At 62.0% G+C, this 18,707-nt stretch carries 20 protein-coding genes; 17 read left to right on the top strand and 3 right to left on the bottom strand.

The window, feature by feature from the left end; all coding sequences use genetic code 11:
* Positions 1-217: 217 nt before the first annotated feature.
* Positions 218-748 carry an RNA polymerase factor sigma-70 gene (locus tag M5G17_RS13020; RefSeq protein ID WP_130263867.1) on the top strand — a complete coding sequence of 177 codons (531 nt, stop codon included), beginning with the start codon at positions 218-220 and terminating at the stop codon, positions 746-748.
* Positions 749-802: 54 nt separating this feature from the next.
* Here the strand turns inward: M5G17_RS13020 and M5G17_RS13025 are convergent, their stop codons facing one another.
* Positions 803-1,816: a GNAT family N-acetyltransferase gene (locus tag M5G17_RS13025; RefSeq protein ID WP_273893324.1), complete on the bottom strand. Its 1,014-nt coding sequence runs from the start codon at positions 1,814-1,816 to the stop codon at positions 803-805.
* 62 nt (positions 1,817-1,878) lie between these two features.
* Positions 1,879-2,640, bottom strand: a complete 762-nt coding sequence (locus M5G17_RS13030; protein WP_273893367.1) for a substrate-binding periplasmic protein — start codon at positions 2,638-2,640, stop codon at positions 1,879-1,881.
* A gap of 206 nt (positions 2,641-2,846) precedes the next feature.
* Here M5G17_RS13030 and M5G17_RS13035 point away from each other — a divergent pair, with 206 nt between their 5' ends.
* Positions 2,847-3,389 (top strand): 3'-5' exonuclease, encoded by a 543-nt coding sequence (locus tag M5G17_RS13035; RefSeq protein WP_273893325.1) that lies wholly within the window; start codon positions 2,847-2,849, stop codon positions 3,387-3,389.
* 80 nt (positions 3,390-3,469) lie between these two features.
* The gene (ppnP, locus tag M5G17_RS13040) at positions 3,470-3,754 is read left to right on the top strand and encodes a pyrimidine/purine nucleoside phosphorylase (protein ID WP_130263864.1); all 285 of its coding nucleotides are present in this window, start codon (positions 3,470-3,472) and stop codon (positions 3,752-3,754) included.
* Between the two features lie 98 nt (positions 3,755-3,852).
* Here ppnP and M5G17_RS13045 read toward each other — a convergent pair whose 3' ends face one another.
* Positions 3,853-4,542 carry an alpha/beta family hydrolase gene (locus M5G17_RS13045; RefSeq protein ID WP_273893326.1) on the bottom strand — a complete coding sequence of 230 codons (690 nt, stop codon included), beginning with the start codon at positions 4,540-4,542 and terminating at the stop codon, positions 3,853-3,855.
* Positions 4,543-4,591: 49 nt separating this feature from the next.
* Between M5G17_RS13045 and ccoN (M5G17_RS13050) the strand changes: the two genes are divergently transcribed.
* The 14 genes from ccoN (M5G17_RS13050) to hemN all read left to right on the top strand — a co-directional run bounded on the left by ccoN (M5G17_RS13050) (position 4,592) and on the right by hemN (position 18,640).
* Positions 4,592-6,016, top strand: a complete 1,425-nt coding sequence (gene ccoN / locus M5G17_RS13050) for a cytochrome-c oxidase, cbb3-type subunit I (protein WP_130263862.1) — start codon at positions 4,592-4,594, stop codon at positions 6,014-6,016.
* Between the two features lie 10 nt (positions 6,017-6,026).
* The gene (gene ccoO / locus M5G17_RS13055) at positions 6,027-6,635 is read left to right on the top strand and encodes a cytochrome-c oxidase, cbb3-type subunit II (protein WP_273893327.1); all 609 of its coding nucleotides are present in this window, start codon (positions 6,027-6,029) and stop codon (positions 6,633-6,635) included.
* A 5-nt stretch (positions 6,636-6,640) separates the two neighbouring features.
* Positions 6,641-6,838: a cbb3-type cytochrome oxidase subunit 3 gene (locus M5G17_RS13060; protein ID WP_273893328.1), complete on the top strand. Its 198-nt coding sequence runs from the start codon at positions 6,641-6,643 to the stop codon at positions 6,836-6,838.
* Positions 6,835-7,782, top strand: coding sequence for a cytochrome-c oxidase, cbb3-type subunit III (gene ccoP / locus M5G17_RS13065; protein ID WP_273893329.1), 948 nt, complete (start codon positions 6,835-6,837; stop codon positions 7,780-7,782). Before M5G17_RS13060 ends, ccoP (M5G17_RS13065) begins: the two co-directional genes overlap by 4 nt.
* A 486-nt stretch (positions 7,783-8,268) precedes the next feature.
* Entirely contained in the window at positions 8,269-9,711 is a 1,443-nt protein-coding gene (ccoN, locus tag M5G17_RS13070; RefSeq protein WP_273893330.1) for a cytochrome-c oxidase, cbb3-type subunit I, read from the top strand.
* Complete coding sequence (ccoO, locus tag M5G17_RS13075) at positions 9,711-10,319, top strand: cytochrome-c oxidase, cbb3-type subunit II (protein WP_273893331.1); 609 nt, start codon at positions 9,711-9,713, stop codon at positions 10,317-10,319. The genes ccoN (M5G17_RS13070) and ccoO (M5G17_RS13075) overlap by 1 nt, the downstream gene beginning before the upstream one ends.
* Positions 10,320-10,324: 5 nt before the next feature.
* Positions 10,325-10,522 (top strand): cbb3-type cytochrome oxidase subunit 3, encoded by a 198-nt coding sequence (locus M5G17_RS13080; protein ID WP_273893332.1) that lies wholly within the window; start codon positions 10,325-10,327, stop codon positions 10,520-10,522.
* Positions 10,519-11,499 (top strand): cytochrome-c oxidase, cbb3-type subunit III, encoded by a 981-nt coding sequence (ccoP, locus tag M5G17_RS13085; protein ID WP_273893333.1) that lies wholly within the window; start codon positions 10,519-10,521, stop codon positions 11,497-11,499. Before M5G17_RS13080 ends, ccoP (M5G17_RS13085) begins: the two co-directional genes overlap by 4 nt.
* A 250-nt stretch (positions 11,500-11,749) precedes the next feature.
* Positions 11,750-13,165 carry a cytochrome c oxidase accessory protein CcoG gene (gene ccoG / locus M5G17_RS13090; protein ID WP_273893334.1) on the top strand — a complete coding sequence of 472 codons (1,416 nt, stop codon included), beginning with the start codon at positions 11,750-11,752 and terminating at the stop codon, positions 13,163-13,165.
* Between the two features lie 12 nt (positions 13,166-13,177).
* Positions 13,178-13,717, top strand: a complete 540-nt coding sequence (locus tag M5G17_RS13095) for a FixH family protein (RefSeq protein WP_130263854.1) — start codon at positions 13,178-13,180, stop codon at positions 13,715-13,717.
* 102 nt (positions 13,718-13,819) lie between these two features.
* Positions 13,820-16,273 carry a heavy metal translocating P-type ATPase gene (locus tag M5G17_RS13100; protein WP_273893335.1) on the top strand — a complete coding sequence of 818 codons (2,454 nt, stop codon included), beginning with the start codon at positions 13,820-13,822 and terminating at the stop codon, positions 16,271-16,273.
* A 12-nt stretch (positions 16,274-16,285) separates the two neighbouring features.
* Positions 16,286-16,498, top strand: a complete 213-nt coding sequence (ccoS, locus tag M5G17_RS13105) for a cbb3-type cytochrome oxidase assembly protein CcoS (RefSeq protein WP_273893336.1) — start codon at positions 16,286-16,288, stop codon at positions 16,496-16,498.
* A complete protein-coding gene (locus M5G17_RS13110) occupies positions 16,491-17,174 on the top strand; it encodes a sulfite exporter TauE/SafE family protein (RefSeq protein WP_273893337.1) in 684 nt (227 codons plus the stop codon). The genes ccoS and M5G17_RS13110 overlap by 8 nt, the downstream gene beginning before the upstream one ends.
* An 83-nt stretch (positions 17,175-17,257) precedes the next feature.
* Positions 17,258-18,640, top strand: a complete 1,383-nt coding sequence (gene hemN / locus M5G17_RS13115) for an oxygen-independent coproporphyrinogen III oxidase (protein ID WP_273893338.1) — start codon at positions 17,258-17,260, stop codon at positions 18,638-18,640.
* The last annotated feature ends 67 nt before the right edge of the window (positions 18,641-18,707 follow it).

Here is an 18,707-nt window from a genome sequence, read left to right on the forward strand (position 1 = left end):
GGAGGAAATAATTAATGCCCGGGCCGTGCATCGGGCTGGGTGAGAAAACACGAAGTTTGAAGAGGGTCACAAAGCGGCAGCTTAGAACCAAAAAGCATAGAGTCTTATTAACTTTCGCATTTGACAATAATTATCATTACGAATAATTTGTCGCACGTCGTAGGAAGCCTCCGGATTTGGAGTGCTCCACTTCCCTCTTAGAGATAAGGTGATTTCCATGGCGGAACAACTATCCACAAGTAAGTGCGATTCACCGTTACTCCAGGCGTTTGTCGACAACCGTAGCATCCTCGTGAAGATTGCCGCTCGTATCACCGGCTGTCGCTCACGGGCCGAAGATGTGGTCCAGGATGCGTTCTTCCGGCTCAGTTCAGCGCCGCAGATCACCTCCTCGTTCAAGGCCCAGCTTAGCTACCTGTTCCAGATCGTGCGCAACCTGGCCATCGACCACTACCGCAAACAGGCGATGGAACTGAAGTATTCCGGCAGCGAAGAGGAGGGCCTGAATGTGGTCATTCAAGGCGCCTCGCCAGAAGCCACGCACATCAACTTCGCCACCCTTGAACATATTGCCGACGCCTTGGGCGAACTGCCTCAGCGCACCCGCTATGCCTTCGAAATGTATCGCCTGCATGGCGTACCGCAAAAGGACATCGCCAAGGAACTGGGCGTCTCGCCGACCCTGGTCAACTTCATGATCCGCGATGCCCTGGTACATTGTCGCAAGGTCTCAAGCCAGAGGGCTTGAGCGCGGCAAGCTTCAAGCGGCAAGAGGGCTGTGATGCCGCTTGCCGCTTGCGGATCAGACCAGCTTGCAGTCCTCGAAGAACCGCTCCCGCCCCAGAATCATCAGTGCCGCGCGCTTGTGCGGAAAATCGAATTCCTTTTCGCAGTGAAAGCACTGGTCGTGCATGTAGCCGATCATCTTGCCGTTGTCGGCCCGTGGCTCGGCGACCACTCGCTGGGTACGCGGATCATCGAGAAACAGGTAGTGCACTAAAGCTGACAGCCAACTGGCCACCTTGTGTGGGCCACGGTGCTGCTCTTCTCCGACCAGCATGTGAATGCCACGATCGTAATCATCCACCGCATAGAACGGCGCGATGCGGTCTTCCTTGGCCCAATACGCCTCGAAATAGGCGAACGGCTGATCATCGAAACAGCCGATCAAGGTCAGGTTGTGCGGATCGGCTTGCAGCTTGCCCAGGTAGTCCCGATGTTGCTCGAGGCTACCGCCCTCCTGCCAGAAGTTCAGCACCCGCGGGTTGTTCTGCCAGCGGTTGAAACGCTCCAGGTCCTGGTCTATTTCCAGGGTCCGCAAGGATATCCAGGCCCCCAGGCGCGCATCGAAACGCCGGTACACCTCACCACGGGGCTTGGGCGCACGCCGGGGATGACGCTTGCCATCACTGATCTGCATCTGCTGCGGGTACACCCCTTCGAACGGCTGGCCAAGCCAGGGCTGGGGCAACTGCCAGAACAAACTGCGTTCGCACAGGTACTCGCCCGACTTCGTTGCGCTGACCAGCAGGCCGCTGCTCAAGGCTGAATGCGGCGGCTGATCGAGCTGCCAGGTCAGGCGGGCAATGCCTGGATCGCGCGCGAACAACCAGTAACAGACGGCCCACAGGGCTTGTGGCACACGCTCGCGATCAACCTCTTCAAGCCCGACCTGCAAGGTTTCGCCGCGCTGCAGGCGTACACGCGCCAACGGCTTACCCTCGAGCACCAGGCTCAAGTGGCACTCCCCTTCATCGGCGCTAAGGTTGCGCCAGCGTGGCAAGGACAAAGTCGGCGTAGCGGAATCGAATGGCATGATCTGGGCTCACGAAGGGAATGTTCGGCTCACCCTTGTGAACGTCGCCGGCATCGGCAAATTTAGTCGTGCTTGGGGGCGCTGACCGTGATGCGGTAGGGCTGGAAGATTTTCAGCAACTCGCCCTTGTTGCGCAGGGACTGCAACAACCTGGAAAATTCTGGTCCGCCGATCGGCGCGCCAGGGCGCAGGAGTGCGTAATGATGGTAGACCTGATCGACGCGGTCGGATGCCAGCAATTGTTCGGCGCTTTTCGGGTTACGCGCGAGGAAATCGCTGAAGTAGGAACGGGTCACCAGGGCGATATCAGCGCGGCCACGCTGAACCATCAGCAGGTTGCTGTCATGTGAATAGGTCAGGGTCGCGCTGTAAGTGTCGGCCAGGTACTTGGGGTCAGGATTGAAATTGGCGAAGGCGTAGTGATAACCGCTGTATAAAGCCAGACGCTTTCCCTTGAGGTCAGTGAAATACTCCTGACCGCGTCCGGCCTGACGATGGGTAACGAAGACCTCGGCGTCTTCCAGGCCCATATCGACACTTTGATGGGGAATCTGCTGCCATCCCCACTCAGGGTTCTCGAAGATCGCCATGTCGGTGCGCCCCTGCTGGAAGTCGCCAAAACGACGGGGGATCGAGGTCGGCACGAGGACGAAACGATAGCGCTGCTGGGTTGAATTGAGCGCCTCGATCAACTGTGGCAACAGACCAGTGTCGGCGCCCTGTTCGGGGCGCACGGTGTAGGGAGGGAAATGCGCCGCGCCGACCTTGACTTCGATTTCCGCTGCCGCCCAGGCCGAAGGCGCCAGCCCCATCACGGCAAGCATGAACAGCAAGGGCATCTTCTGTGGCATGGGCGTTGAACTCAAAGCAACACACTCTTTGCGGATTGAAACCGGAATCCGCTTAAGCTAGGCGTTTTCAGGGCGTTGCACAACTGCCGGTTGCGCCAAGCTGCACAGGCAAAATGCCAGGGATACCCGATGCGCCCGAGTTTGGCTACGCTCTTGGCAGTCTTGCATGGGAGCCTACTATGGGCCATTGGCTGGTGATCGACCTTGAAGCAACCACAGATGATGGCGGCTGGCCGGTCACGGATATGGAAATCATCGAAATCGGTGCAGTGCTGGTCGACCGCCAGGACCGTGAACTGAGTCATTTCCAGCGTTTCGTACGCCCTCGGCGACGCCCGCAACTTACCCCGTTCTGCCGCGAACTGACCCACATCAGCCAGGCCAATGTCGACACAGCCCACCCCTTGCCCGAGGTCTGGGCACAGTTCGAGCGCTGGCTCGGGCATCATGCCCAGCACCTGGAGGGCTGGGTCAGCTGGGGCGACTATGACCACAAGCAACTGCTGCAGGAGTGGCGACAGTATCAGCTCGCCAGCCTGCTGCAGACCCTGCCGCACATCAACCTCAAGCAACACTTTGCCAAAGCCCGCCAGTTGCAACGCCCGCTGGGCCTCAGAGGCGCCTTGCAACTGGCTGGCCTGCAGTTCAGCGGCCGCCAGCACCGGGCCCTGGAAGATGCCCGCAATACCGCGCGCCTGCTGCCGCTGACACTGCCGGCCTAGGGTGCCTGAAAGCGGATGACGGCGCTCCGGGGCTTGGGCATACTGGCCAGCCTTTTCAGCCCCTTTTCCAGGAGTCGCCCATGTTTAAAGTCAACGAGTACTTTGATGGCACGGTCAAGTCGATTGCTTTCGGTACCGCTGAAGGTCCGGCCACTGTTGGCGTAATGGCCCCGGGCGAATACGAGTTCGGTACTGCTCAACGCGAAATCATGCACGTGGTCTCCGGCGCCCTGACCGTCAAGCTGCCTGAGAGCGACAACTGGGAAACCTTCAGCGCCGGCAGCCAGTTCAATGTCCCGGCCAACAGCAAGTTCCAGCTCAAGGTGGCGGTTGATACGGCTTACCTGTGCGAGTATCGCGGCTAAGCAACTGAACTCATCGCGGGGCAAGCCCGCTCCCACAGGTGTTCACTGCAATCCTTGTGGGAGCTGGCTTGCCAGCGATGGGCTGCATAGCAGCCCCGCTACTTCAGAAACGCCACAATCCTGTCCGCCGCCGTCGCCAGATGATCGCCATGACTGAACCCGGAAGCCTTCAGCGGCTTCAAGTCATGATCCCCCGCCGGCAGCCAGTACAGCTCGATCGCTGACGACAGCGCATAACCCTCCACCGTCTGCCGATTGCCCAGGGCATCGCGTTCCCCCTGAACGATCAGGGTCGGCGTCTGCAGTTCGGCCAGGTGCGCCACCCGTGGTTTTTCCGGTTTGCCTGCGGCATAGAACGGATAGCCCAGGCACACCAGCGCATCGGCACCCAGCTCATCGGCCAACAGACTGGCCATGCGCCCGCCCATGGACTTGCCGCCGATGGCCAGCCCCCCAGTGACCAATGGTCGCACCTGCGCATACACCTCGCGCCAGCACTCCAGCAGCTTTGCCTGGGGGTTTGGCGGCCTTTTGCCACCATCGAGGCGGCGCTGGGCCATGTAGGGAAACTCGAAGCGCAACACGCCCAGCCCTTGTGCTGCCAGCCTTTGGGCCATTTCTTCCATGAACCCGCTGTCCATCGGCGCACCCGCGCCGTGGGCCAGAATCAGGCACCGCGAATGCTGGCCATCCCCCTGATTTTGCGGGGCATTCCACAGCCAGCCACAACTTTCGACCAGCCGCGCCCATTGATCCCCGTCAATACCGGCCAGTTGCCCATTACTCATGCTTGCCTCGCTGTTTAGTCTGCCTATAACCGTGGATGGGAACCCATACATGAACACAACCAGCAGTACCGCCTACAACTACAAGGTGGTCCGCCAATTCGCCATTATGACGGTGGTGTGGGGAATCGTCGGGATGGGGCTCGGCGTTTTTCTCGCCGCGCAACTCGTCTGGCCTTCGCTCAACTTCGACCTCCCCTGGACCAGCTTCGGCCGCCTGCGACCGCTGCACACCAACGCGGTGATCTTCGCCTTCGGTGGTTGCGCACTGTTCGCCGCTTCCTACTATTCGGTCCAGCGTACCTGCCAGACCACCCTGTTCTCGCCACGCCTGGCGGCTTTCACCTTCTGGGCCTGGCAATTGGTGATCCTGCTGGCTGCCATCACCCTGCCGCTGGGTTATACCAGCACCAAGGAGTACGCCGAACTGGAATGGCCGATCGACATCCTGATCACCATTGTCTGGGTGGCCTATGCCGTGGTGTTCTTCGGCACCCTGATGAAGCGCACCACCAAGCACATTTATGTGGGTAACTGGTTCTTCGGTGCATTCATCATCACCGTGGCGATCCTGCATATCGTCAACAACCTGGAAATCCCGGTCAGCCTGACCAAGTCCTATTCGCTGTACGGTGGCGCCACTGACGCTATGGTCCAGTGGTGGTACGGCCACAACGCCGTAGGCTTTTTCCTGACCGCAGGCTTCCTCGGCATGATGTACTACTTCGTGCCCAAGCAAGCCGAACGTCCGGTGTATTCCTATCGCCTGTCGATCGTGCACTTCTGGGCGCTGATCACCCTGTACATCTGGGCCGGCCCTCACCACCTGCACTACACCGCCCTCCCCGACTGGGCACAGTCGCTGGGCATGATCATGTCGCTGGTCCTGCTGGCACCCAGCTGGGGCGGCATGATCAACGGCATGATGACCCTCTCCGGTGCCTGGCATAAGCTGCGCAGCGACCCGATCCTGCGCTTCCTTGTGGTCTCCCTGGCGTTCTACGGCATGTCGACTTTCGAAGGTCCGATGATGGCGATCAAGACCGTCAACGCCCTGTCGCACTACACCGACTGGACCATCGGTCACGTCCACGCCGGCGCATTGGGCTGGGTTGCGATGATTTCGATTGGCGCCCTGTACCACATGATCCCGAAAGTCTTCGGTCGCGAGCAGATGTACAGCCTCGGCCTGATCAACGCGCACTTCTGGCTGGCGACCATCGGCACCGTGCTCTACATCGCTTCGATGTGGGTCAACGGCATCGCCCAGGGCCTGATGTGGCGCGCAGTCAACGAAGACGGCACGCTGACCTACTCCTTCGTCGAAACCCTGGTGGCCAGCCACCCTGGCTTCATCGTGCGCTTCGTCGGCGGGGCGATCTTCCTCACCGGCATGCTGCTGATGGCCTACAACACCTGGCGCACCGTGCGTGCTCCGGTGGCCGCGACCGCCCCTGCCGCCGCGCAACTGGCCTGAGGAGACCCTGATGAAACATGAAGTAATCGAGAAGAACGTCTTCCTGCTGGTGCTGTTGATGGTGTTTGCCGTCAGCATCGGCGGCCTGACCCAGATCGTCCCGCTGTTCTTCCAGGACGTTACCAACAAGCCGGTCGAAGGCATGAAGCCCTACACCGCGCTGCAGCTGGAAGGCCGTGACATCTACATCCGCGAAGGCTGTGTGCAGTGCCACTCGCAGATGATCCGTCCATTCCGCGCTGAAACCGAGCGCTACGGCCACTACTCGGTCGCCGGTGAAAGTGTTTGGGACCACCCGTTCCTCTGGGGTTCCAAGCGTACCGGCCCGGACCTGGCCCGCGTCGGCGGCCGCTACTCCGATGACTGGCACCGTGCGCATCTGTACAACCCGCGCAACGTCGTGCCCGAGTCGAAGATGCCGGCCTATCCGTGGCTGGTTGCCAACCCGGTCGACAGCAGTCACACCGAGACCAAGCTGCGCACCATGCGCACCCTCGGCGTGCCGTACACCGATGCCGACATCAGCGGCGCAGTGGAGTCGATCAAGGGCAAGACCGAAATGGACGCGCTGGTCGCCTACCTGCAGGTGCTCGGCACCGCGATCAAGAACAAGAGGTAAGCGCCATGGACTTCACACTGGATATCGGCCAAGTGCGAGGCCTGGGCACCCTGCTGGTGGCCATTGCCTTCATTGGCCTGTCGCTGTGGGTGTTCAGCGGCCGGCGTAACCGTGAATTCGCCGAAGCCAGCCTTTTGCCGTTCGCCGACGAGCGTCTGGCACCTGTCGCCAACGAACCCGAACCGAGGAGTAACGGGCAATGACCACCTTCTGGAGTACGTACATCAGCGTACTGACCATCGGTAGCCTGATCGGCCTGACCTGGCTGCTGCTGGGCACCCGCAAGGGCGAATCCAAAGGCACCACCGACCAGACCATGGGCCACAGCTTCGATGGCATCGAGGAGTACGACAACCCGCTGCCCAAGTGGTGGTTCTGGCTGTTCGTCGCCACCTTGGTGTTTTCGGTCGGCTACCTGATCCTCTACCCGGGCCTGGGCAACTGGAAAGGCATCCTGCCGGGCTATGAAGACGGCTGGACCCAGACCAACGAATGGCAAAAGGAAATGAACAAGGCTGACGCCAAGTTCGGACCTATCTTCGCCAAATTCGCCGCCATGCCGGTGGAAGAAGTGGCCAAGGACCCGCAGGCGCTGAAAATGGGCGGCCGTCTGTTCGCCTCCAACTGCGCGGTCTGCCACGGTTCCGACGCCAAGGGCGCCTACGGCTTCCCCAACCTCACCGACAAGGACTGGCGTTGGGGCGGCGATCCGGAAACCATCAAGGCCACCATCATGAGCGGTCGTCACGGGGTGATGCCGGCCTGGGCCGATGTGATTGGCGAGCAAGGCGTGGCCGACGTCGCCGCGTTCGTGCTGACCAACCTCGATGGCCGCAGCCTGCCCAAAGAAGCCAAGGCCGACGCGGCCAACGGTGAAAAACTCTTCGCCACCAACTGCGTTGCCTGCCATGGCCCGCAAGGCAAGGGCACCCCGGCCATGGGCGCACCGGACCTGACCCATCCAACCGCGTTCATCTACGGTTCGAGCTTCGCGCAACTGCAGCAGACCATCCGTTACGGCCGTCAGGGCCAGATGCCTGCCCAGGAAGCGATTCAGGGCAACGACAAAGTCCACCTGCTGGCGGCCTATGTCTACAGTTTGTCCCAGGACCAGGCAGCGCAAGGCGAAACCCTGTCTGCCAAGTAAAATGAAGAGGTAACTGAGCCTTGACTCAAACCGCCGCATCAGCACTGATGCGGTGGTTCCCCTTCCCTGTTGCGACCAAGTGTCGCACCCCGCCCTGCCCGCGCCTTGCACCCCCTTCGATCACAACTAAGCTTGTTGCCACAGCGACTGAAATAGCCGGTGTGTTTGCACCTTTTTAGGGCATTTTTCGCCAGCGGTTCTGCGCAAAGGCTGATGGGGCCGACTCAAGCGCCGATAAGCGCGTGATGAACGGCACTGAGCAAGGGCTCAGCAGAAGTCTTTGTCCTGGACGAAAAACAAACTTTTCGTACACATATAAAATAATTAATTGTGTACAATTCGCCCGCCACAAAGGCCCGAAACCGCTGTGGAACAGGCTTTGGCAAGGATCGGCGCGGGCGCCATCGCGTTGCAATAACCACACGGTTTATACATACTTGCGCCGATTTTTACCCTATAAAAACACCCAAACCGTGGAACCTTAGAATGAGCACAGCAATCAGTCCGACTGCTTATAACTATAAGGTCGTCCGCCAGTTCGCCATCATGACGGTGGTCTGGGGGATCCTTGGCATGGGGCTTGGTGTCTTCATCGCCTCGCAACTGGTCTGGCCCCAGCTGAACCTGGACCTGCCGTGGACGAGCTTCGGACGCCTTCGCCCCTTGCACACCAACCTGGTGATTTTCGCCTTCGGTGGTTGTGCACTGTTCGCCACTTCCTACTATGTCGTGCAGCGAACCTGCCAGACGCGACTGATTTCCGACAGCCTCGCGGCCTTCACCTTCTGGGGCTGGCAAGCGGTGATCGTCGGCGCACTGGTCACCTTGCCGCTGGGTTACACCACGACCAAGGAATACGCAGAGCTGGAATGGCCGATCGCCATTTTGCTGGCGATTGTCTGGGTCACCTACGGTGTGGTGTTCTTCGGCACCATCGTCAAGCGCAAGACCAAGCACATCTATGTGGGTAACTGGTTCTACGGTGCCTTCATCGTGGTGACCGCGATGCTGCACATCGTCAACCACGCTTCCTTGCCGGTCAGCCTGTTCAAGTCCTACTCGGCGTACTCAGGCGCAACTGACGCGATGATCCAGTGGTGGTATGGCCACAACGCCGTGGGCTTCTTCCTGACCACCGGCTTTCTGGGCATGATGTACTACTTCGTGCCGAAACAGGCCGAACGTCCGATCTACTCCTATCGCCTGTCGATCGTGCACTTCTGGGCGCTGATCACCCTGTATATCTGGGCCGGCCCTCACCACCTGCACTACACCGCCCTGCCGGACTGGGCACAGTCGCTGGGCATGGCCATGTCGATCGTTCTCCTGGCGCCAAGCTGGGGCGGCATGATCAACGGCATGATGACCCTCTCGGGCGCCTGGCATAAGCTGCGCACCGACCCGATCCTGCGTTTCCTCGTGGTTTCCCTGGCGTTCTACGGCATGTCGACCTTCGAAGGCCCGATGATGGCGATCAAGACCGTCAACTCGCTGTCGCACTACACCGACTGGACCATCGGCCACGTCCACGCCGGCGCCTTGGGCTGGGTTGCGATGATCTCGATCGGCGCTCTGTACCACATGATTCCGAAGGTCTATGGCCGCGAGCAGATGCACAGCACCGGCCTGATCAACGCGCACTTCTGGCTGGCGACCATCGGCACCGTGCTGTACATCTCCTCGATGTGGGTCAACGGCATCACCCAGGGCCTGATGTGGCGTGCGATCAACGATGACGGCACCCTCACCTACTCCTTCGTCGAAGCCCTGCAAGCCAGCCACCCGGGCTTTATCGTCCGTGCCTTGGGCGGTGCGTTCTTCGCCTCCGGCATGCTGCTGATGGCGTACAACGTTTTCCGTACCGTACGCGCCTCGAAGCCGGCCGAAGCTGAAGCCGCCGCTCAGATCGCTGTAGTTGGAGCTCACTGATGAAGCACGAAACAGTCGAGAAGAATATCGGCCTGATGGCCTTCTTCATGGTCATCGCCGTGAGCATCGGCGGCCTTACCCAGATCGTCCCGCTGTTCTTCCAGGACGTCACCAACAAGCCGGTCGAAGGCATGAAGCCGCGTACCGCGCTGGAACTTGAAGGCCGCGACATCTACATCCGCGAAGGCTGCGTACAGTGCCACTCGCAGATGATCCGTCCGTTCCGCGCCGAAACCGAACGTTACGGACACTACTCGGTCGCCGGTGAAAGCGTCTGGGACCACCCGTTCCTTTGGGGTTCCAAGCGTACCGGCCCGGACCTGGCCCGTGTTGGCGGTCGTTACTCCGACGATTGGCACCGTGCTCACCTGTACAACCCGCGCAACGTTGTGCCCGAGTCGAAGATGCCGTCCTACCCATGGCTGGTGGAGAACAAGCTCGACGGCAAGGACACGAAGAAGAAGATGGAAGTCCTGCGTACCCTCGGCACGCCGTACACCGATGAAGACATCGCCGGTGCCCGCGACGCGGTCAAGGGCAAGACTGAAATGGACGCTCTGGTTGCCTACCTGCAAGGCCTGGGCACCATCATCAAAAGCAAACGGTGACATTGATGGATATCGGGATGATTCGTGGCCTGGGCACCGTCGTGGTGATGGTGGCCTTTATCGGCCTGGCGTTGTGGGTGTTCAGTTCTCGGCGCAAGTCCGAGTTCGACGAAGCGACCTTGCTGCCCTTCGCGGATGATCCCGAAGCCAGCAAGCACGTCGAGCAAGCGAAAGCGAAAGCGTCTAGGAGTAACAACGAATGACTACCTTCTGGAGTCTGTACGTCACCGTTTTGAGTCTGGGCACCATCTTCGCCCTGACCTGGCTGCTGCTGTCCACCCGCAAGGGCCAGCGCAGCGAAACCACCGAAGAAACCGTGGGCCATGCCTACGACGGCATCGAGGAATACGACAACCCGCTGCCAAAATGGTGGTTCATGCTGTTCGTCGGCACCATCGTTTTCGCCCTTGGCTACCTGGTGCTGTACCCGGGCCTGGGTAACTGGAAAGGCCTGCTGCCCGGCTACCAATACCTGGACAGCGACAAGAAAACCGAGTTCGCCAACGGCGAAGCTGGCTGGACCGGCGTGCACGAATGGGAAAAGGAAATGGCTCGCTCGGACGCCAAGTTCGGGCCGATCTTCGCCAAGTTCGCCTCGATGCCCATTGAAGAAGTGGCCAAAGACCCTCAAGCGCTGAAAATGGGTGGCCGCCTGTTCGCCTCCAACTGCGCGGTGTGCCATGGCTCCGACGCCAAAGGCTCCTACGGCTTCCCAAACCTCACCGACAACGACTGGCGCTGGGGCGGCGAGCCGGAAACCATCAAGGCCACCATCATGGGCGGTCGTCACGGGGTGATGCCGGCCTGGGCCGAAGTCATCGGCGAGCAAGGCGTGGCCGACGTTGCAGCCTACGTGCTGACCAACCTCGATGGCCGCACCCTGCCTAAAGATGCCAAGGCCGACCCGGCCAACGGCCAGAAGCTGTTTGCCGCCAACTGCGTGGCCTGCCACGGACCTGAAGGCAAGGGCACCCCGGCCATGGGCGCACCGAACCTGACCCACCCGACCGCGTTCATCTACGGCTCGAGTTTTGCGCAACTGCAGCAGACCATCCGTTACGGCCGTCAGGGCCAGATGCCTGCCCAGGAAGCAATCCAGGGCAACGACAAGGTCCACCTGCTGGCGGCCTATGTCTACAGCCTGTCGCACCAGCCTGAGAAGGCCGCCCAAGCGAAGTAATTCGCCCAGCTGGCAAACGCCCCGTCAGTGAACCTGACGGGGCTTTTTTATAGACCCGCCCCTACCCATGACCTGCGTCAATTGACATGGGCCAATACACTATTACCCGCAATTCCCCAACGCGGCCAAAGGTCGCACCCCTCCCCCCTACCCGCAGGACAGGCGTATCATGCGCCCTAGAGCAGCAAGCTTTCGACTGCGGCCGGCATGTACTGGCCGCGGCACTTCTCCACTGCCGTGGGACTCAATGATGAGCAAGCAGATTCCGGTACATGACGTCACCCCGCCTGCCAGTAAAGACAACAGCAGCGTCGATCTCTACGCCTCCCGAGAAAAGATCTACACCCGAGCCTTCACCGGCGTGTTCCGCAACCTGCGCATGGTCGGCGGCGCCGTCCTGTTCCTGCTGTATTTCGGTACGGTCTGGCTGAACTGGGGCGGCCACCAGGCCGTGTGGTGGAACCTGCCGGAGCGCAAGTTCTATATTTTCGGTACCACCATCTGGCCCCAGGATTTCATCCTGCTCTCGGGCCTATTGATCGTCGCCGCCTTCGGCCTGTTTTTCATTACGGTCTACGCTGGCCGCGTCTGGTGCGGCTATACCTGCCCGCAAAGCGTATGGACCTGGATTTTCATGTGGTGCGAAAAAGTCACAGAAGGTGACCGCAACCAGCGCATGAAACTCGACAAGGCGCCCATGAGCGCCAACAAGTTCCTGCGCAAGCTGGCCAAGCACAGCCTGTGGCTGAGCATCGGTTTTGTCACCGGCATGACCTTCGTCGGCTACTTCTCGCCGATCCGCGAACTGGTGATCGAGTTCTTTACCGGCCAGGCCGATGGCTGGGCGTACTTCTGGGTCGGCTTCTTCACCCTCGCCACCTACGGCAACGCCGGCTGGCTGCGCGAGCAGGTGTGTATATACATGTGCCCCTACGCGCGCTTCCAGAGCGTGATGTTCGACAAGGACACCCTGATCGTCTCCTACGACCCGCGCCGCGGCGAGACCCGTGGACCGCGCAAAAAGGACATGGATTACAAGGCCAAGGGTCTGGGCGACTGCATCGACTGCACTATGTGCGTCCAGGTCTGCCCGACCGGTATCGACATCCGTGACGGCCTGCAAATCGAGTGCATCGGCTGCGCCGCCTGCATCGATGCCTGCGACACCATCATGGACAAGATGAACTACCCCAAAGGCCTGATCAGCTACACCACCGAGCACAACCTGTCGGGGCAGAAAACCCACATGGTGCGCCCGCGCCTGATCGGCTATGCCGTGGTCCTGCTGGCGATGATCGGCCTGCTGGCCACCGCCTTTGTCCTGCGCCCGCTGGTCGGTTTCGACGTCAGCAAGGACCGCGTGCTCTATCGCGAGAACGCCCAGGGGCGGATCGAGAACGTCTACAGCCTGAAGGTCATGAACAAGGACCAGCGCGACCACGTCTACGTGCTCGAAGCCGGTGGCCTGCCAGACCTCAAGCTTGAAGGCGCGCGGGAAATCCGCGTCGCCGCCGGTGATATCGTCAGCCTGCCGGTGCAGCTGTCGATGGCCCCAGAGCAACTGCCGTCAACCACCAACGAAGTCATCTTCACCCTCAAGGACGCTGACGACAGCGCCTCCCAGGTTGAAGCCAAGAGCCGCTTCATCGGCCCGCAAATTCGATAAGAGACTGAGCCTATGCCTTCTGCAACTGCCGCTAGCCCCTGGTACAAGCACCTCTGGCCGTGGATCATCATCGGGGTGCTGGCCACCTCGGTGACCCTCAGCCTGACCATGGTGACCATCGCGGTGAACAACCCCGACAACCTGGTCAACGACAACTACTACGAGGCCGGCAAAGGTATCAACCGCTCGCTGGACCGCGAACTGCTGGCCCAGACCCTCAACCTCAAGGCCAGCGTGCACCTGGACGAGCTGACCGGTGAAGTCGACCTGCGCCTGACCGGCAACAGCCAGCCGCAGACCCTGGAACTGAACCTGATCTCGCCGACCCAGCCGCAGAAGGACCGCAAGATCGTCCTGACCCGCAGTGACAGCGAAGCCGGGCGCTACCTGGGCCAGCTCAGCGACAAGGTCGAAGGCCGGCGCTTCGTCGAGCTGCTGGGCAGCCAGGATGAGCATGTATGGCGCCTGTTCGAGGAAGAAGAAGTTGCCCACGACAAGACCCTGGTACTCGGTGACGAGGCGCTGCAAGGGGCTGAACACCTCGATAAATGAGTCGCCCCTATCGCTGGCAAGCCAGCTCCCACAGGTTGCACTTAGCCTGTGGGAGCTGGCTTGCCAGCGATGCTGGCCACCCTAAAACCTGCGACGACTACCATGACCAGCCCCACGCCTTGCTACCACTGCGCCCTGCCCGTACCTGCCGGCAGCCACTTCACTGCCGTGGTGCTCGGCCAGCCACGGGCGTTTTGCTGCCCCGGCTGCCAGGCCGTTGCCGAGGCCATCGTCGCCGGCAACCTGGAAAGCTATTACCAGCACCGTAGCGAAGCCAGCGCCAACCCCGATGCCCTGCCCCAGCAACTGGTCGACGAACTGGCCCTGTACGACCGCGCCGACGTGCAAAAACCCTTCGTCCGGCACAGCGGCGAGCTGGCCGAAACCACCCTGCTGATCGAAGGCATCAGTTGCGCAGCCTGCGGCTGGTTGATCGAGAAACATCTGCGCAACCTGCCGGCCGTGGCCGAGGCGCGACTGAACCTGTCCAACCACCGCCTGCAGGTGAGCTGGGCCGACAGTGAGCTGGCGCTGTCGAAACTGCTCGCCGAACTGCGCCATATCGGCTACGCCGCCCACCCCTACCAGGCCGATCGCGCCGCCGAACAGCTGGCCAGCGAGAACCGCACGGCCCTGCGCCAGCTCGGCGTCGCCGGGCTGCTGTGGTTCCAGGCGATGATGGCGACCATGGCCACCTGGCCGGAATTCAACATCGACCTTAGTCCCGAACTGCACACCATCCTGCGCTGGGTGGCGCTGTTCCTGACCACACCGATCGTGTTCTACAGTTGCGCGCCATTCTTCCGTGGCGCCGCCCGCGACCTGCGCACCCGCCACCTGACCATGGACGTGTCGGTATCCCTGGCGATCGGCCTGGCCTATGGCGCCGGGATCTGGACCGCGATCACTGGCAGCGGCGAGCTGTACTTCGACGCCGTGGGCATGTTTGCCCTGTTCCTGCTGGCCGGACGTTACCTTGAACGCCGCGCCCGCGAGCGCACTGCCGCTGCCACCGCGCAACTGGTCAACCTGCTGCCGGCCTCGTGCCTGCGCCTGGGCGCCGCCGGGCAGAGCGAGCGCATCCTGCTCAGTGAATTGCACCTCAAGGACTGCGTGCTGATCCCGCCTGGGCATGTAGTCCCCGCCGACGGGCGTATCGTCAGCGGCCAGTCGAGTATCGACGAATCGCTGCTGACCGGTGAATACCTGCCGCAACCGCGCAGCGCTGGCGACGCGGTCACTGCCGGCACCCTCAACGTCGAGAGCGCACTGACCGTCGAGGTCCAGGCCCTGGGCCAGGACACGCGCCTGTCGGCGATCGTGCGCCTGCTGGAGCGGGCTCAGTCGGAAAAACCACGCCTCGCGGAAATCGCCGACCGCGCCTCGCAATGGTTCCTGCTGTTTACCCTGGTGGCCTCGGCGGCCATCGGCCTGCTGTGGTGGCAGATAGATCCGTCGCGGGCGTTCTGGATTGTCCTGGCCATGCTGGTTGCCACCTGCCCCTGCGCCCTGTCGTTGGCCACCCCGACTGCGCTGACTGCGGCCACCGGCACCCTGCACAAACTCGGCCTGCTGCTGACCCGTGGTCATGTGCTCGAAGGCCTGAACCAGATCGACACGGTGATCTTCGACAAGACCGGCACCCTCACCGAGGGCCGGCTGACCCTACGGGCGATCCGCCCCTTACGCGATAGCGATGCCGACCGCTGCCTGATGCTCGCCGCCGCCCTCGAGAACCGCTCCGAACACCCCATTGCCCGTGCCTTCGGCCGCGCCAGCCAGGCTGCCGACGAGGTTCAGGCGATACCCGGCCTGGGCCTGGAAGGCAAGGTTGGCCAGCAGCACTTGCGCATCGGCGAGGCAGGTTTCGTCTGCGCCCTCAGTGCCACCAACGCCCCGGCAATGCCCGACGAAGCCGGGCAATGGCTGCTGCTCGGTGACCAGCAGGGCCCGCTGGCCTGGTTCGTCCTCGATGACCGTCTGCGCTCTGACGCCGCCGACCTCCTGGCCGCCTGCCGCGCCCGCGGCTGGCACACCCTGCTGCTGTCCGGCGACAGCTCGCCGATGGTCCACAGCGTGGCTGCCGAGTTGCAGATCGACCAGGCCATCGGCGGCCTGCGCCCTGACGACAAGCTGGAAAAACTCAAGGCCCTGCAGCAGCAAGGGCGCAAGGTGCTGATGCTCGGTGACGGGGTCAACGATGTGCCGGTGCTGGCCGCCGCCGATATCAGCATCGCCATGGGCTCGGCCACCGACCTGGCCAAAACCTGCGCCGATGCGGTCCTGCTGTCCAATCGCCTGGAAGCACTGGTGCAGGCCTTTAGCCTGGCCCGCCGCACCCGGCGGATCATTATCGAGAACCTGCTGTGGGCCTCGGCGTATAATGGCGTCATGCTGCCGTTTGCCGCGCTGGGCTGGATCACGCCAATCTGGGCGGCGGTCGGCATGTCGGTCAGTTCGCTGATCGTGGTCCTCAATGCCCTGCGCCTGACCCGCGCCAGCGGCCTGCCGGCCAACTACACGCCAGCCCCCGCCGCGCATCCCGCGACGGCCTGACCAGGAGCCTCCATGCCCGCGCTTTACATCATGATCCCGGCCGCCCTGCTGATCGTCGCTATCGCCATCTACATCTTCTTCTGGGCAGTGGACAGCGGCCAGTACGACGACCTCGACGGCCCGGCGCACAGCATCCTCTTCGACGACCAGGATCCGCAGCACACCGCCGCCATGGATGAGGCCGACGGCAAGAAACCCGACAACGGCAAGCCGCCCCGTGACTGACCTTTTACCCCTGCTCAGCTCGGCATTGATCCTCGGCCTGCTCGGCGGCGGTCACTGCCTGGGCATGTGCGGCGGCCTGATGGGCGCCCTGACCCTGGCCATCCCCAAAGAGCAACGTAGCCGCCGCTTTCGCCTGCTGCTGGCCTACAACCTGGGGCGCATCCTCAGTTATGCCCTGGCCGGCTTGCTGCTCGGGCTCGCCGGCTGGGCAGTCGCCAACAGCCCGGTGGCCACCGCCATGCGCGTGCTCGCCGCACTGCTACTGATCAGCATGGGCCTGTACCTGGCCGGCTGGTGGAGCGGCCTGACCCGCATTGAGGGCCTGGGGCGCGGCCTGTGGCGGCATATCCAGCCCGTGGCCAACCGCCTGCTGCCGGTCTCCAGCCTGCCTCGCGCACTGCTGCTAGGTACACTGTGGGGCTGGTTGCCCTGCGGCCTGGTGTACAGCACCCTGCTCTGGGCAGCGAGCCAGGGCAATGCCGCCGACAGCGCGCTGTTGATGCTGACTTTCGGTCTTGGCACCTGGCCGGTGTTGCTGGCCACCGGCCTTGCCGCCGAACGCACCAGCGCCTTGCTGCGCCAGCGCAGCGTGCGCGTCGCCGGTGGCGTGCTGGTGATGCTGTTCGGCCTGTGGACCCTGCCAGGCCCGCACCAGCACTGGCTGATGGGCCACTGAAGCGGCGTTGATACAAATCAACACGGGGTTGCCCCGCGCTCCCTAGACTCCGGACACTGCTGCTCTTTCTGGGGACTGCCCGCATGCTCGACGTTCTTCGTTGGGACTCCGACCTGATTCACCGCTACGACCTGGCCGGCCCACGCTACACTTCCTACCCGACCGCGGTGCAACTGCACAGCGAAGTCGGCTCCTTCGACCTGCTGCACGCCCTGCGTGACAGCCGTCGCGCCGTACGCCCGCTGTCGATCTACGTGCATGTGCCGTTCTGCGCCAACATCTGCTACTACTGCGCCTGCAACAAGGTCATCACCAAGGACCGGGGCCGCGCCGCGCCCTACCTGCAACGCCTGGAGCAGGAAATCCAGCTGATCGCCTGCCACCTGGACCCCAAGCAAACCGTCGAGCAACTGCACTTTGGCGGCGGCACCCCGACGTTCCTCAGCCACGTAGAACTGCGCCAGCTGATGGCCCACCTGCGCCAGCACTTCAATCTGCTCGATGACGACTCCGGTGACTATGGCATCGAGATCGACCCACGCGAGGCCGACTGGTCGACCATGGGCCTGCTTCGCGAGCTGGGCTTCAACCGCGTCAGCCTGGGCGTGCAAGACCTCGATCCACTGGTGCAACGGGCAATCAACCGCCTGCAAAGCCTGGAGCAGACCCGGGCGATCATCGAAGCGGCGCGTACCCTGCAGTTTCGCTCGATCAACCTTGACTTGATCTACGGCCTGCCCAAGCAGACCCCGGAAGGTTTTGCCCGCACCGTCGAAGAAGTGATCAAGCTGCAGCCGGATCGTCTTTCCGTATTCAACTACGCCCACCTGCCCGAACGCTTCCTGCCGCAACGACGCATCGACAGCAATGAGTTGCCGGCCCCGGCTGCAAAACTGGAAATGCTCCACAACACCATCGAACAGCTAACCGCCGCCGGCTACGTCTACATCGGCATGGACCACTTCGCCCTGCCCGATGACGCGCTGGCAATTGCCCAGGAAGAGTCGACCCTGCAGCGCAACTTCCAGGGCTATACCACCCATGGCCATTGTGACCTGATCGGCCTCGGCGTCTCGGCCATCAGCCAGATCGGCGACCTGTATTGCCAGAACAGCAGCGACCTCAATACCTACCAGGACACCTTGTCCACCGCCCAGCTGGCCACCAGCCGCGGGCTGATCTGTACCCAGGACGACCGACTGCGCCGGGCGGTGATCCAGCAGTTGATCTGCCACTTCGAACTGGATTTCCAGACCTTCGAGCGCGATTTCACCATCGATTTTCGTGGCTACTTCAATGATCAGTGGCCTGCCCTGCAAGCGATGCACAAGGACGGACTGATCGAACTGAGCAACGAGGGCATCAAGGTGCTGCCCGCCGGACGCTTGCTGGTGCGCTCGGTGTGCATGGTGTTCGACGCGTATCTGGACCTGCACAACCGCCAGCGCTTTTCCCGGGTCATCTGACTGCTGAGGTTTTTTGTCGCAGCGCACCTGGGTTTGGGCCAATGAAACCGGGACCAAACAGCACTGA

The sequence above is a fragment of the Pseudomonas rubra genome, assembly GCF_028656935.1.
GTDB lineage: Bacteria > Pseudomonadota > Gammaproteobacteria > Pseudomonadales > Pseudomonadaceae > Aquipseudomonas > Aquipseudomonas rubra.